Here is a 13,520-nt window from a genome sequence, read left to right as displayed (position 1 = left end):
CGAGCCTCCTATTTCTAGGGTAATGTTAGCTTCGACTCTCTTGGTCAGCATTCCCTAGGCGAATTCGATTGTTCCGGTAGGTCTGACCGCAATGTTATTTGGGCTTGTTAGGTTAGCAGCACTATTTCACTGACCTTAAAATTGTTTAACTACTAACGACAGGGCAGGGAACTAGCTTCGCATTCCCAGGTGTCGTGACCCAAATAACGTAGCACACAAGGTACTTAGTCTGGTCAGAATGGCTTGTTAGATTTCTCTTTCAAGCCTCACGCCTTTAGGCTGAGGTTTCTGACCCTAATCAACAATTATCAATGAACAGTTATTCATTATCAGTGATTCCTCCTCAATTCGGCAATATTTTTTGGGAGCAATTTGAAGATATGGGGGCGATCGCGGGCATAATGTAAAGTAAAGTAACTGCCCCGTTATGGGTGCATCATCTTAACAAGAAACGCGAATCTGGAGAAAAATTATGGATATTGGTATTCCCAAAGAAATTAAAGACCAAGAGTTTCGCGTCGGTTTAAGTCCGAGTAGCGTCCGGGTATTATGCGGACAAAATCATCGTGTTTTCGTGGAAACCCAAGCAGGACAATGCTCAGGGTTTAGCGATGAAGACTATAAAAAAGCAGGAGGGGCGATCGTCGCGACGGCTGCGGAAGCATGGAATCGAGAGATGGTGGTTAAAGTGAAAGAACCTCTCCCCTCAGAATATAAATTCTTACAAAAAGACCAAATTTTATTTACTTATCTCCATTTAGCCGCCGATCGCCAACTGACGGAAGCTCTCATGAAATCCGGGGTTATCGCTATTGCCTATGAAACTGTAGAGTTAGCCAATGGTCAATTGCCCCTCCTTGCCCCCATGAGCGTCATTGCCGGGCGGTTGGCGACACAATTTGGCTCCCGCTACCTTGAGAAGCAACAAGGGGGGCGAGGAGTCCTTTTAGGGGGCATTCCGGGAGTGCGATCGGGTCGCGTCACCATTCTCGGTGGTGGAGTTGTGGGAACCGAAGCAGCACGGGTAGCCGTCGGTTTGGGGGCGCAAGTGAGCATTATCGATATTAATATAGAACGTTTGAATTATTTAGATGTCCTATTTGGGTCGCGAGTCGAGTTACTCTATAGCAGTCCCGCACATATTGAAGAGGCCGTCAAGGATACCGATTTGCTCATCGGTGCCGTATTGATCTTAGGAAAACGCCCACCCACATTGGTTTCTCGTAGTTTAGTCGCTCAGATGCGATCGGGGTCGGTTATCGTCGATGTAGCAGTAGATCAGGGCGGTTGTATCGAAACTTTGCGCCCAACTTCTCACACTAATCCCACTTATATAGAAGAAGGAGTGGTTCATGTGGGTATTCCTAATATGCCAGGTGCGGTGCCTTGGACGGCAACCCAGGCTCTGAATAATAGTACGCTACCCTATGCCGTCAAATTGGCAAATTATGGGTTAGAAGCGGTGACAATGGACTCTGCGTTAGCTTTGGGGGTTAATATTAAACATAACCAGATCGTTCATCCCGCAGTGCGAGAAGTGTTTCCCGATTTGTAAAGATGAAAAAGATTCTTTTAACTTCATTTCAAACCTGGATGTCTCATCAACATTCTAATTCTTCTGACGATCTCCTCGCGGGAATTCAAGAGGAAAATTTTACTGATTTGGAGTTAATCTTTCTGCGACAATTACCCGTTGATACTCAAAAAGCAAGTCAAAAAGCGATCGCCTTGCTGCAAGAAATTCAATGCGATCGCGTTGTTTGTTGCGGGATGGCGGAATCACGCAGTACACTTACAGTAGAGTCGAATGCTCGCAAGGAAAAAGAGTTTTTAAAAACCGCGATCGATCTGCCTAATTTAGTCTCTCAACTCAAAACCACAAAAATAAGTCACGATGCAGGACAATTTGTTTGCGAAGGGTTATATTTTGAAATTCTCAATTATCTGCAATCTTCCCACTCTTCTTGTCAGTGCTTATTCGTTCATGTTCCTATTTTAACTAAAACCAATAAGAGAGAGATTTTCGCTGATTTTAAAACTATTTTATCGCTGATTTAATCCTAAAACTAACTATCTCAAAAATTTACAGTTGAAAGTTGTCCGAGATTTAAACATTGATGCGATCGCAATAATTTTTGATTTTCTGGACGATCTTCATTTTTTATTTCAATCCACTTCAGCAAAAAGACTGAGAAATTCTTTAAGATCGTTCAGAAGAGGATGAGTAAAATTCCAAATTTCTTTTTTCTCTTTCATTGAATATTCAAAACTACATTTTCTTGCTGCTTGTTTTTGCTCTTTTCTCGAGCAAGTATCATATCTTAGATAAATAGCAACCCAAAATTTATCAAAATCTTTGTCACTAATCTTTCTGTCTTGACTTTCTATGCAGTTTTTCCAATCAATTAAACAATCTGCATGAGAGGAATCTTTGGATTTTATTTCTTTGAGAACAGTGTCTAATTCTCCATTTCCATCTACATTGGTGAAATAGCAAGCAAGTTTTATTGTTTCTTCAGATTTTGTCTCAAGTTTAATAAATTCTCCTGTATTAACTAATTTTGAGATTTGAGGAAATACTTCGTCGAGACATTCTTGAAGCCATTCCAATCTTTTTTCCTGAGAAAAATCATCAATATCAATAACGATACCAATTTTCTGTATATCTCTTTTTTGGATATCTGCTTCTAATTCTTTGAGTGCCTTTATCATTCTTGTTTTACTTAATCCTTCCAAACATTCATATTCCAGTTCAAGACAAATCGGCTCTTCTATTTGGATATCATACTTTAATTCATCAACAAGAGCTTGAAGAAAAAACTTATCATTTTCACTTTCAACAATTAAAATATTGCTCATTTTTATTCACCTCTAATATTTTTTCCATGTTCGATCGCATATTCCAATGTTTCGAGATCGCGTTTGATGCCAACAATGCGATCGCTTTTTGGTTTTTGTGCTAATTCAAAATAAGCACCCAGATTGGGATAATCTTCTACACCAACATCAGCAAATGCTCTAATCATTTCCCAACTGTGAGTAGTTGCAAAAATTTGTGTATCTAACTCTTGAGAAAGTCGAAACAACATTTTCCAGAATTCTTTTTGACTAGTATAGTGAATTCCATTTTCGATTTCATCTATTAACAAAACTTTCGCCTTGCTATTAATTAATTTTAAAACAATAGCTGCAACTCGATTAATAGCATCACCAAATAAAGATAAAGGCAAACGTTGTTGACCATTTCGTTTTAAATAAAGCGTTGGTTCTCCAATCGCAAAAGTTTCTATTTCTGTAATCGAAGGATCGAGAACTTGAAGGATATTCAAAACTTCAAATTCTCGATCTTCTAAACGTGCCTTATCATATTCTTCTGCTAAATACTTATTGGAAATTCTAACAAAAGATGGAATGAGAGGAAGATCGGAATGAGATTCATTAATGTCAAGAGAATAAAAACCACTTGAACCAGCAATAATCGAAGATATTGTATTTTCTGATTTTTCTTCAACTCTAAATTTCAAAACAGAAAAAACTGATTCATTTTTAGCAATTAAATCCAAAAAATCTTTAGCGTGTCTATTATTCTCAAGTAGGTCGGCTTGAATAGAATCAGTAATTAGTATTTCTATTTTCTTCTTTTGTTTATTTATATCTTGACCTATTATTTCTATTGCTTTCGATTTGTTCTGATTAAAGAAAAAATTATCCCATGCTCTTTCTGGCATTGCTTCAGCAATTTCTGATGATTCTTTTCTCATCTCTCTAATTGCTGTAAAACTTCTTGCTTTGGATACATGATAGACTGTCAATGCTTCCAACAATGCTGTTTTACCACTGTTGTTTTTGCCTCCTATTAGATTAACTCGCTCAAACCCGGATATTTTAGTATCTTGGAAGCATCTAAAGTTTTTGATATCAATATCTTGTATCATCTTGAAAAATCTTTTTTTGAATCAGTCATTATAAGTATCCGGACAATCGCGAGAGAAGCGCAGAAAAATATTGATTTAGAGAACCATTTTATTTTACAGTATAGTGTAAAAAATTGCCCCACTCACGAGAGCAGGGCATAGAATTCAGTTATTCAAGACCGATCGCCTAGCGAGTGCTAACCAACAGATCAGAACCCAAAGTAATATCTAAATCGGTTTCCGGTTCGATAACAATGAGATCGACACTATTGCGGCCAAGGAAATTTTGAATTAGACCTGCGATCGCCCCGGCACCGGCACCGATGAGCAATTCTTCCGTGGCGATCGCGCGATCGCCAGTTACCGCAGAAATGGCAGCAGCAGCAGCAGTACCGATAGCAGAATTCCTGACAATTCGCGTCAGATCGCTGCCTTTATTCACAGTTTCTGTCTTCGTAATGATTTTGGAAACTGCATTTAACGGTTGAGTTGTTCCATCGGGATAAATCAACTGTTCCGCGACAAATTTCGTTCCCTCTCCTGCGGGGACTAATTGACCTTTAACCTTAGTATCAGCAGGAATGAGAACTTTACCATCTTGCGTGGTGATATTGGTTTTCAGATCGAAAGTTACAGGTAAGGTTTCATCCGGCAGTAGCAAGATTTTTTCGCGGGTATAGGTGACAGGAATAGCAGTTCCTACAGGGATTTTAAACTGTGTCGCGATGGGATCTTGAGAAACAATATAACCAGAAGCGATCTCTGGGGCATTTCCCTCCCGAACTAAGGCTTGATAGAGAAAAGCGGCAACTTCAGCACGGGTGGCGTTACGATTGGGATTGAGGTTGGTAACAGTAGGATAGTTCACCACCATTTTCTTTTCCGTTGCTGCGGCAATGGGGGAACGGGCAAAACTGGAAATATTGCCACCATCATTATAGTAGCCGAGAACTTCATTAACAGGAGCGCTCGCACTATAATTCAGACCATTAGCGAGGGACACTAAAACTTGTTCCCGAGGAATATTTTGTTCGGGACGGAAGATACTGCCAGGATAACCTGATAAAAAGCCAGTTTCGTAAGCATTATCGATCGCAGACATGGCCCAATGATTGCTGGGGACATCAACAAAATTAATCGCTGATCGGATTTTCCCTTTATTAAGCGCCCCGCGCAACATAGCAGAAAATTGAGCGCGAGTAACAGGGGCTTCAGGCTTGAAAGACCCATCGGGAAATCCGGCTATCACCCCGCGATTAACCAAAGCGGTAATAAAATCTTCAGCCCAGTGACTGTCGGGAACATCCCCAAAACGGCTGTTTTGAGCCTGAGCCGGGGCTGCTACCATTATTGATGCCGTAATGGAAGCCGCACCCGTAAGGGGGGTCATGAGAGCAAGCATTAAAGCTGCGTTAGCTTTCCAACATTTTAAATTTAACATTTGTTTCAGTATCCTAAAAGATTTGAGGTTGAGCAGCTTTTCTCTGCATTTGTTTTCTTAGACTAAGGGGAACATTGCAAGGTTGCCGAAAGCGGGACACTTATCTGTTTGTCACAAAATCAAAGGGGAACCACAAAACCCCAGAAATTCCAAGAGACTCTGGGACTTCCGGATCTCGAGGGAAAAATCGCAATCTTCCCCAAAAAAATTGACACAAATTCCAGAAAAGCTGCTACAATAGTTTGAGTATCCCAATGGGGTGTGGCCAAGCGGTAAGGCAGCGGGTTTTGGTCTCGCCATTCCTAGGTTCGAATCCTAGCACCCCAGTTATTCCGGAATTATTCCAGAATTATTCTAGAGTTATTCCAGAATTATTCTAGGTTTATTCCAAAGTTATTCTAGGTTTATTCCAAGGTTATTCTAGGTTTATTCCAACCAACAATTTAAGTATACTCATAAATTTAAGAGTGGAGAAAAATTGTATTGGATATCTCCGAAAACAGGGTTTTCGCTTAGATAGGGTAAGGGTTTCAGATTCTTGATCGGGGATGTCTATTGCCAATGGGGGTGGGGATCGTTCAATTAAACTTCCCCACCCTCGGAAATCTCTTCAACAAACTAAATTCAGTCAAAATTCAGTCAAAAAAGGGGATGAGAAGCGATCGCTTACTTATCCGGTTGAGGAGTCATCCGTAAATAAGACTTGATCTCGTTAACTCCTTTGGGGAATTTCTTTTTCGCTTCCTCAGTAGGAATAGCAGGTGAAACCACGACATCTTCCCCATCTTGCCAGTTTACGGGAGTCGCAACAGAATATTTATCCGTCAATTGGAGAGAATCAATTGTGCGGAGAATTTCAGCAAAATTCCGTCCGGTGCTGGGGGGATAAGTAATCGTCAAGCGCAGTTTTTTGCTAGGATCGATCACAAATACCGTGCGTACCGTTAACTTAGCATTAGCCTTAGGGTGAATCATGCCATAGAGGTCGGAAACCTTCTGATCCTCATCGGCAATGATGGGATAGTTAACTGTAGTATTTTGAGTTTCGTTGATGTCTCCAATCCAACCCTTATGGGACTCTACACCATCAACGCTTAAAGCAATAACCTTGGCATTGCGTTTCTCAAATTCTGGTTTGAGTTTGGATACTTCCCCAAGTTCGGTGGTGCAAACGGGGGTATAGTCGGCAGGATGGGAAAAAAGAACTACCCAACTATCTCCAGCCCAATCATAAAAAGTAATTTCCCCCTCATTTGTTGCTTGTGTAAAGTTGGGGACGGTATCGCCTAGCTGCAATGTCATATTGTAATCTCCTTTACAAATTTTAGGAACGCGATCTGCAACGTACCATCTTGCCATAAGAGGCTCGTCTTACCCAGCAGTTTTAGACCTTCGTAAGATTTCCTTCACAATTTGTAATGGGGAAAGGGTGAGCAGGAACAAAGACCTAGAGTAAACGGGCAGACTCGCGATCTAAAAACAGGATGGCATTAGCGCGATCGCGTAACCAAGAAGCCGGACAATTAGTATCGATCGCCCCTTCCAGCATTTGCTTGACAATAGCGGCTTTCTGCTGTCCTGGGACGAGACAGAAGAGTTTTTGAGCCGCAGAAATAGCGGGAAGGGTGAGGGTGAAGGCATAAGCGGGAACCTTATCTAGAGCCGCAAAATAACCGCGATCGCATTGCTGCTGGCGATTTTTCGCATCTAATTTGACTAATTTCACCCAATAGGGATCGTTAAACTCAGCCACCCCTGGATCGTTAAAGGCAAGGTGGCCATTTTCTCCCACCCCCAAACAACAGAGATCGATCGCCCCTGCTTGCAACAGTCGAGTATAGCGATCGCACTCTGCCACCGGTTGTTCGCTATCCCCCTCCAGATAGTGAAAGTTAGCAAAAGAGACTTTTTGAGCCAGGCGATCGCGCAAATAGTGGCGAAAACTAGCGGGATGTTCCCCCTCAATGCCCAAATATTCATCGAGATGAAAACTGGTCACTTTCTCCCATTCGATACCTTGTAGAGCCGTTAAACCCTCCAAAAAGCGAATTTGTGAACTCCCCGTTGCCCAAATTACTCTTGCCCTTCTTTGACGGGAGATGCGCGATCGCAAATAATCCCCAGCCAATTTTGCTGCATCTGTACTCATCTCCTCCGCATTCTCATAAACGCGAATGGCAAGGCGATCGATTTGTAATTCACGCTTCATCATTATCCTCATTCCTCATTCCTCATTCCCGACTGAATTTACCATCATGTCTTCGCACATTTGGCGATCGCGAGGAGAAAGACGGGTATTTGTTTCGAGTATGCCCCAAAAGTGCTTGTTTAAAAAATAAAGCGATCGCCAAGGAAATTTTGGGACTGTTTTTCTTGAACTTGCAACTCACGAGTGGGAACATTTTTCTGACAGTTTATGGTGTATTGCAGGGAAATACTAAGAATTCCTAATATCAGTGCTGCTATTGCTGCGCCTAAAGTGATGAAACCTAAAAGGCGACTAAAACGAGCCTCACTTCTTTGATTTTTTTCTTCCGCTTCTTTTAGTTGATCGCGTAATTTTTCTCCGTGTTGTTTGCGGATAAAGCTCACGAGATAGTCGTGAACCAATTGATAATAGCGAATTCCTGATATTTCTGGCAAGATAAATACTAATCCAGATTCGCTAAAAATTTGCAAAACTAAATCGAGTTTCTCGATCTGTACTTTTCCATGAGGGAGTAAAGATTGGAGTTCTTGTTTAATTTCTTTGCGGGTTTTTAGAGGACGAGTATTATTTTCATCAGTTAGTAGATAGAGGACGAGTTGAGCAATTTGTTGCTGTTCGCTACCACAATCTTTGATAGTTTCTTCGAGATAGCACTGTACCAAGTTTTCTTTAGGACCGCGATCGCGATATTGAATCAAGGTTGTAATTTTTTCCGCTTGCAGTTGTTCTCCCACAACTTGTAGTTCAATGGGACGAACTTCTCCTTGTTCGCTAGACAAATCTGCGACTAATTCGCTAATCAGGGGTGATTCGAGAAAGAGGTGAGTTTCTTGGGTTAATTTGGCGATCGTCGATCGCGCTTCATTGGGGGTAAAATTGCCTAAATAATAAAGAATATTTTTGTCTAAAATATTATTATTAATCGTATTGAGTGATTTATAACGAGTAAATTCTAATAAATGAAAAAGGTAATCTTCTCTGAGGGAAAAAATTATCTTCGTATAAGGAACATCTAGGCAATTGGCAATAAATTCATAAAAAAGCTGCCGTTGTTTTGGTTTTGGATGCACAAAAAAGAATTCCTCAAATTGATCGAAAGCCAGAATTGTCAAAAAATTATTCTCAGAGTTTCGATTGAGTTGATTGATAATTCTGGCGACTTCTATTTGTGAATTTTCTGGTAAATCTTGTTCGGCTATTTTATTACCAACCAACAGATCGCGGCGATCGTACTTGTAGTTTTTTATTTCTTGACTGAGAGATTCTATTAAATCTGCCATCCAATCTGCATACACGCGACGCAATACGATTAAAACATCTCGCGTACCAATAGATTTTTGTTTGAGTTCTGGTATTAAACCAGCTTGAATAATTGAACTTTTTCCTACCCCCGATTGTCCGTAAATAACAGTCAGTTTACAATCAGAACGGCTCATGCGTTCGATTAAGTTGATAATATCTTTATCTCGTCCTGATGCGACAATTTCACGGGCAATTTTTCCGTTACTCATGATGTTCGCAAAATCATTACTGAGTTGTTGGCTAGGATGCAAACTACCTGCACCAATGAAGGATCGCAATCCGTATTGTTGTTGGACTGAATGTTTTTCTGCTTTGCAGCGATATGCCTTTAAATATTCGTGACGACGGCAATAAACAATATACAATTCTTGTAAAATATTAATATAAATTTGCGGTTCGTAGAGGAAACTTGTTTTGGTTTTTGCAGTTTCCAAATGATCGATAGCTTCACGAATCAGTCCCAATTCTTTTTTCGCTTTTGCTAAAATCAATAAATAACCAGCTTGATTGTAAGATCGCACCCATTCTAAGTTAGGAATTTTAGCTTGAGGAATGAGAGAATCGGGAGGAATTTGGGTCGAAATAGAGATAGCTTTGCTGGCAAATTCGATCGCATCTTCATAATTATTTTTTCCTAAAGCTGAACCTCCCAGTAGTCCGTAGGCTCGTGCTAAACGAAAATAATTTGGGTAAATATGATGGAGTTTCAGAGATTTTCTACCAATTTTTTCTAATTCTTCCCATTCTTGCAGTCGCTCTAAAATATCCCCTAAAGCATTAATAAATTTAGAAACCAGATCGATCCGATTGGCATTTTCAAAGATATTAATCGCAGTGGTAAAATAATCCCGAGCAATCTCAAAAGCAGGTTGATAGTAAACAGGAGTTTGAATTCCATAATTTCGCCACCATACTCCCAAGCAATAGGCTAAACAGCCATGACGTTCTTTGATTTTTGAGTGGTTGAGTTGGGAAAATATTGTTTTGACGATCGCGCTTTTTTTTCGCTTGGGAAAGCGTCTATTTTGGGTCAATTCCAACCATTCATTCTCTGGGTTGTGATCGGTTATACTTTCTGCTTCTCTGGGTAAAGAAGTGGTGACTTTTTCCTGCCAGGATTCATTACAACTTTGTAACAGTTGAAAACTTTGTTCGTATTGTAAAAGAGAGTCCGATAAAGAGGCAGGACTGCTCAAAGTGAGAATAAACTTTAAACTTCCTGCTAAATAAGAATCTAGAGTGATGCCGCGATCGCTTAATTCTTCTCGAATTGCTAAAATTTCTTGTTGACGCGCTATTGATAATCCTAAATCACTATTAACATAATCTAAAGAACGAACGGCTCCTCGCTGCAAAAAACGCGAAAAAACATCATCAGATAAACTTTCAATTAAATCAATTAAATCATTTTCACTTAACTCAAATTCAACGGTTGTAATCCAGCTTTCCAAATCCGGAGCAACACGCCTAATCTTAGAAATAACACGATCGTTGACCCACCAAACCACCGGAATAGGAAAATTTTTCCGCAATTCTTCTCTAATTTGATTGGTTCCTGCAAGAACAGACTCTAAATTCGTAATATTTTCAAAACCCGAAACCATGAGAACCTGGGGCTGATTCTGAGAGAATTGGGTGTGGAGAATGCCATAGAGTGCTGTTGTTGTCGGTTCAAGTTCGATCTCAGTAATATCTAACTTAGACTGCGATCGCAAGCGTTGTTCTAAGCGCTTTCGTAATGTTGCAGAATTGCAACGAACCACAATAATGTTAAATTCATGGGCATCCACTTGGGCTTCTAATGCCCATATCAGTTCGACAAGAGCGTTTTCTGTTGTATTATTATCGTTCATCAATTTTGCTCCCTTACTCGAAATATTTGGACTCAACTAAAAGAGGATTAACTTCAAACCAAGATTCTTCCTCATCGCGGTATTCGTAAACGAACATACTGCGAACTAAAACATCATAATTTGCATTGCCACTGACTCTTTTGTTATCCCGAACTTGTCGCAAAAGTTCCCATTCTTCATCGTCGATCGCCTTGCTCATGCGATCGCATTGTTTTTTGATCGCTAATTCGAGAGTTTCTTTTGTGATCGGAAATTGACGTTGTTTTTTAATGCAGTCATTAAGGGTTCGTAAAAGTCCGCGCACGTGACCGCCACTAATTTGACAAAGGCGATCGAGAGTTTCAGGAGTATCAAAAATTTCTGAGATGCGATCGAGGCGTTCCTCGGGAGATTGCCGAGGAAAGGCGCGGGCAAGAATCATCTGTCTTAAGAGTGCCATCCCTTCCGTACATTCTCTTCCATCACTAAATCGCACGGGAACCATCGGTAAAACGTGAGGATCCGTGGCAAAACGACTGGTGAGGCGATTGAGGTCATTGGAGAACATCAACGCTAAAGGCATTGTATAGATCGCGTGACAATTGAGTTGATTGAGTTGTTCGCCGCGATCGACGAAGAGATATTCGTGTTGAGGACGACCCCAAGTTGTGGGGCGGTTTTCGACACGATCGAGATTATCGACAATGACCACTAACCCAGCTTTATCGAGCTTTTTCAGTTGAGTCTTGGCGGGTTCGAGGAGTTCTTGATTGATAATCTCGATTAAAGAAGCCGTGCGCGGTCCGAGATATTCCCGCAACTTACTGCGGAATTCGGGGCTATTTTTGGCTTTAGCGGTAATTTTACCAATACCGGGGGCAACAAAAGAAATACCTTCCTTGCTGGCATTAACTTGAGCGAAACCTACCCCCATCTCGGCGGAAAAATCTCCTTCTGTACTGCGCTTGATAGTGCCAATTCCAGGTAGTGAGGCTTCTCCAGACAGTTCAAGTTCAGTTTGTAATAATTTCGCCGCCCCTTGGAGTAAACTTTTCAGCCCCTTGGGTTCTTCGAGAAGAACCTGCAAACTGCCTAAACTCTCGCTGACACGACGGGCGATCGCCAGTAAAATATCGCCGACATCCACATCTCCCATCTCTAAATCTTCCGAGGACTCAAAGTAAACCACATGAAAGCCTTGCTGTTTGAGTTCGGCTTCCAAGCGTCGCAATTCTGTTGATTTACCACAGCCAATATGTCCGGTGAATAACTGACAGGTGGGTTCCTCGGGGGAAAAGAAGGCAATATTATCGCGAATTTCTTCGATAATTTGCCCTCCTCGAACCGAGGAAAAATCGATATAGTAGAGGCGATCCTGTTCGTCTTCTACGGTCAGGGTTTTACTGGGATTGGTTGCTTGAAAGAATTTGCGTAAATCTAACGCCATGATGCTTGCTCAAAGTATCGCTCTTTTCTTAATTGTAGAATCTCAAGGGGAGATTTGTCTTTAGGGAAGATTGATCGCACTATTCTCGCTGCAGTTCCAAACTGCGTTTAAGGGTTAAAGACTGATGTTGATAGGTTTGTGCCTCTTGATGATTGCCGATCGCCGCGAGAACTTTACTTAAGTTACCGAGAACGATCGCCTCGCCGAAGCGATCGCCGCTATCGTGTTTGAAGGTTAAAGCCTTTTCATAAGCAACGAGGGCATCTTGGTAGTTTTTCAGACAATAGTAAGTATTGCCTAAACCACTCCAAGCCGCAGATATTCCTTCTTTCTGGTTTTGGGTTTGGGCTGCGGCTAAATATTGTTGGTAATAGTCCAGGGCGCGATCGTAGTCCTCCAAGCAGTAAAAAGAGTTTCCCAGACCACTTAAAACAGAAAGGAGATGTTCTGACTCGGTAATGGGGTCCACTAAGGCTAAATAGCGCTGATAGTACTCAATAGCTTCAGAATACGTCCCTAATGCTTCAGAAGACAAACCCGAGTGCAGTAAACATTGGCAGATCCCCGCAGTATCGCGAATGGTTTCGGCCATTACTAAAGACTTTTGATAATATTCGATCGCTTTGCGATGCTGGCCGAGGGAAGCATAGGCTTGACCCAAATTGGAGAGGGAGTGAGTTTCCCCGAGGCGATCGCCGATGGAACTTGAAAGGGTTAAATGCTTATCAAAATGCTCGATCGCCAGTTTCACCGCGAGGTGATATTCCCCTTGTACGTGATGTTCAATTTGGCTTGCTTCCCGAACCCGTTTAGCCGTGACAATATGCAGCCATTCCCCACTTTCTCGCTTTAAGACTAAAGATTGTTGGTAACGTTCGATCGCTTTTTGATATTGTCCCAATGATTGTAGGGCAATGCCTAAATTGCTCAAAGCATCGGCTTCTCCCGCCATATCGCCAATTTCTTGATAGATTCCCAGGGACTGTTGCCAAGAGTGCAAAGCGGATTTAAACTGGCTATTTTGATAGCGTTCAATGCCCTGTTGCAACAGGCGATCGGCTTCTTGCTTGGCTTGCAGGGGAATAACGGGTTTTTCGGAAGGAGGCAGTTTCACGAGATCTGCATTGATACGAGTTGCTAACTTTTGCAACTGTTGTGCTTCGCTAAAGTCTCCTGCGGCAATTAATTCTGCGGCAATTTGCGAGAGAGTTTCTACTAAGCCTGGGTCAATCAGGTTTTTGTGAGCGGCGAGAACATCATCTTCTCCTGCTCGGGAACTTTTTAGTAATGTGTAAACTAAATCGCGATAGGCTTGGTAGCGTTCCTTACTCATGTTGTCTCAAATGCTCCCGTTTCGTTGTAATCCCTCGGCGAC

At 41.5% G+C, this 13,520-nt stretch carries 10 protein-coding genes and 1 tRNA gene; 3 read left to right on the top strand and 8 right to left on the bottom strand.

All coding sequences use genetic code 11. The features are described from left to right. The first annotated feature begins 472 nt into the window (after nt 1–472). Together ald and JUI58_RS04540 are read left to right on the top strand one after the other, a co-directional pair. Nucleotides 473–1,555, top strand: a complete 1,083-nt coding sequence (ald, locus tag JUI58_RS04545) for an alanine dehydrogenase (protein WP_204102557.1) — start codon at nt 473–475, stop codon at nt 1,553–1,555. A 38-nt stretch (nt 1,556–1,593) separates the two neighbouring features. After that, nucleotides 1,594–2,058, top strand: coding sequence for a peptidase C15 (locus tag JUI58_RS04540; RefSeq protein WP_239121272.1), 465 nt, complete (start codon nt 1,594–1,596; stop codon nt 2,056–2,058). Between the two features lie 108 nt (nt 2,059–2,166). Here JUI58_RS04540 and JUI58_RS04535 read toward each other — a convergent pair whose 3' ends face one another. The 3 genes from JUI58_RS04535 to JUI58_RS04525 all read right to left on the bottom strand — a co-directional run bounded on the left by JUI58_RS04535 (nt 2,167) and on the right by JUI58_RS04525 (nt 5,355). After that, nucleotides 2,167–2,859, bottom strand: coding sequence for a DUF3226 domain-containing protein (locus JUI58_RS04535; RefSeq protein WP_204102555.1), 693 nt, complete (start codon nt 2,857–2,859; stop codon nt 2,167–2,169). A 2-nt stretch (nt 2,860–2,861) separates the two neighbouring features. Beyond that, nucleotides 2,862–3,935, bottom strand: coding sequence for an AAA family ATPase (locus tag JUI58_RS04530; protein WP_204102554.1), 1,074 nt, complete (start codon nt 3,933–3,935; stop codon nt 2,862–2,864). Nucleotides 3,936–4,101: 166 nt separating this feature from the next. Then, nucleotides 4,102–5,355 (bottom strand): S-layer homology domain-containing protein, encoded by a 1,254-nt coding sequence (locus tag JUI58_RS04525; RefSeq protein ID WP_204102553.1) that lies wholly within the window; start codon nt 5,353–5,355, stop codon nt 4,102–4,104. Between the two features lie 255 nt (nt 5,356–5,610). Between JUI58_RS04525 and JUI58_RS04520 the strand changes: the two genes are divergently transcribed. Beyond that, nucleotides 5,611–5,682 (top strand) — tRNA-Gln (locus JUI58_RS04520). 339 nt (nt 5,683–6,021) lie between these two features. Here JUI58_RS04520 and JUI58_RS04515 read toward each other — a convergent pair. The 5 genes from JUI58_RS04515 to JUI58_RS04495 form a co-directional block, all read right to left on the bottom strand. Further along, nucleotides 6,022–6,657, bottom strand: coding sequence for a peroxiredoxin (locus JUI58_RS04515; protein ID WP_204102561.1), 636 nt, complete (start codon nt 6,655–6,657; stop codon nt 6,022–6,024). 145 nt (nt 6,658–6,802) lie between these two features. Then, a complete protein-coding gene (locus tag JUI58_RS04510) occupies nt 6,803–7,567 on the bottom strand; it encodes a glucosamine-6-phosphate deaminase (RefSeq protein ID WP_204102552.1) in 765 nt (254 codons plus the stop codon). Nucleotides 7,568–7,683: 116 nt separating this feature from the next. Continuing rightward, complete coding sequence (locus JUI58_RS04505) at nt 7,684–10,719, bottom strand: hypothetical protein (RefSeq protein WP_204102551.1); 3,036 nt, start codon at nt 10,717–10,719, stop codon at nt 7,684–7,686. Nucleotides 10,720–10,732: 13 nt separating this feature from the next. Continuing rightward, the gene (locus JUI58_RS04500) at nt 10,733–12,145 is read right to left on the bottom strand and encodes an AAA family ATPase (RefSeq protein WP_204102550.1); all 1,413 of its coding nucleotides are present in this window, start codon (nt 12,143–12,145) and stop codon (nt 10,733–10,735) included. Nucleotides 12,146–12,224: 79 nt separating this feature from the next. Continuing rightward, on the bottom strand, nt 12,225–13,478 hold the full coding sequence (locus JUI58_RS04495) for a tetratricopeptide repeat protein (protein ID WP_204102549.1): 1,254 nt from the start codon (nt 13,476–13,478) through the stop codon (nt 12,225–12,227). Nucleotides 13,479–13,520: the final 42 nt, after the last annotated feature.

It is taken from the genome of Spirulina sp. CCY15215, from assembly GCF_016888125.1.
Lineage (GTDB): Bacteria > Cyanobacteriota > Cyanobacteriia > Cyanobacteriales > Spirulinaceae > CCY15215.
Note: the sequence above shows the minus strand (reverse complement) of the source record. Positions and strands in the feature narration are given on the sequence as shown.

Coding starts and splice junctions, on each gene's coding strand:
- ald (WP_204102557.1), top strand. CDS start 473: ATGGATATTGGTATTCCCAAAGAAATTAAAGACCAAGAGTTTCGCGTC.
- JUI58_RS04540 (WP_239121272.1), top strand. CDS start 1,594: ATGTCTCATCAACATTCTAATTCTTCTGACGATCTCCTCGCGGGAATT.
- JUI58_RS04535 (WP_204102555.1), bottom strand. CDS start 2,859: ATGAGCAATATTTTAATTGTTGAAAGTGAAAATGATAAGTTTTTTCTT.
- JUI58_RS04530 (WP_204102554.1), bottom strand. CDS start 3,935: ATGATACAAGATATTGATATCAAAAACTTTAGATGCTTCCAAGATACT.
- JUI58_RS04525 (WP_204102553.1), bottom strand. CDS start 5,355: ATGTTAAATTTAAAATGTTGGAAAGCTAACGCAGCTTTAATGCTTGCT.
- JUI58_RS04515 (WP_204102561.1), bottom strand. CDS start 6,657: ATGACATTGCAGCTAGGCGATACCGTCCCCAACTTTACACAAGCAACA.
- JUI58_RS04510 (WP_204102552.1), bottom strand. CDS start 7,567: ATGATGAAGCGTGAATTACAAATCGATCGCCTTGCCATTCGCGTTTAT.
- JUI58_RS04505 (WP_204102551.1), bottom strand. CDS start 10,719: ATGAACGATAATAATACAACAGAAAACGCTCTTGTCGAACTGATATGG.
- JUI58_RS04500 (WP_204102550.1), bottom strand. CDS start 12,145: ATGGCGTTAGATTTACGCAAATTCTTTCAAGCAACCAATCCCAGTAAA.
- JUI58_RS04495 (WP_204102549.1), bottom strand. CDS start 13,478: ATGAGTAAGGAACGCTACCAAGCCTATCGCGATTTAGTTTACACATTA.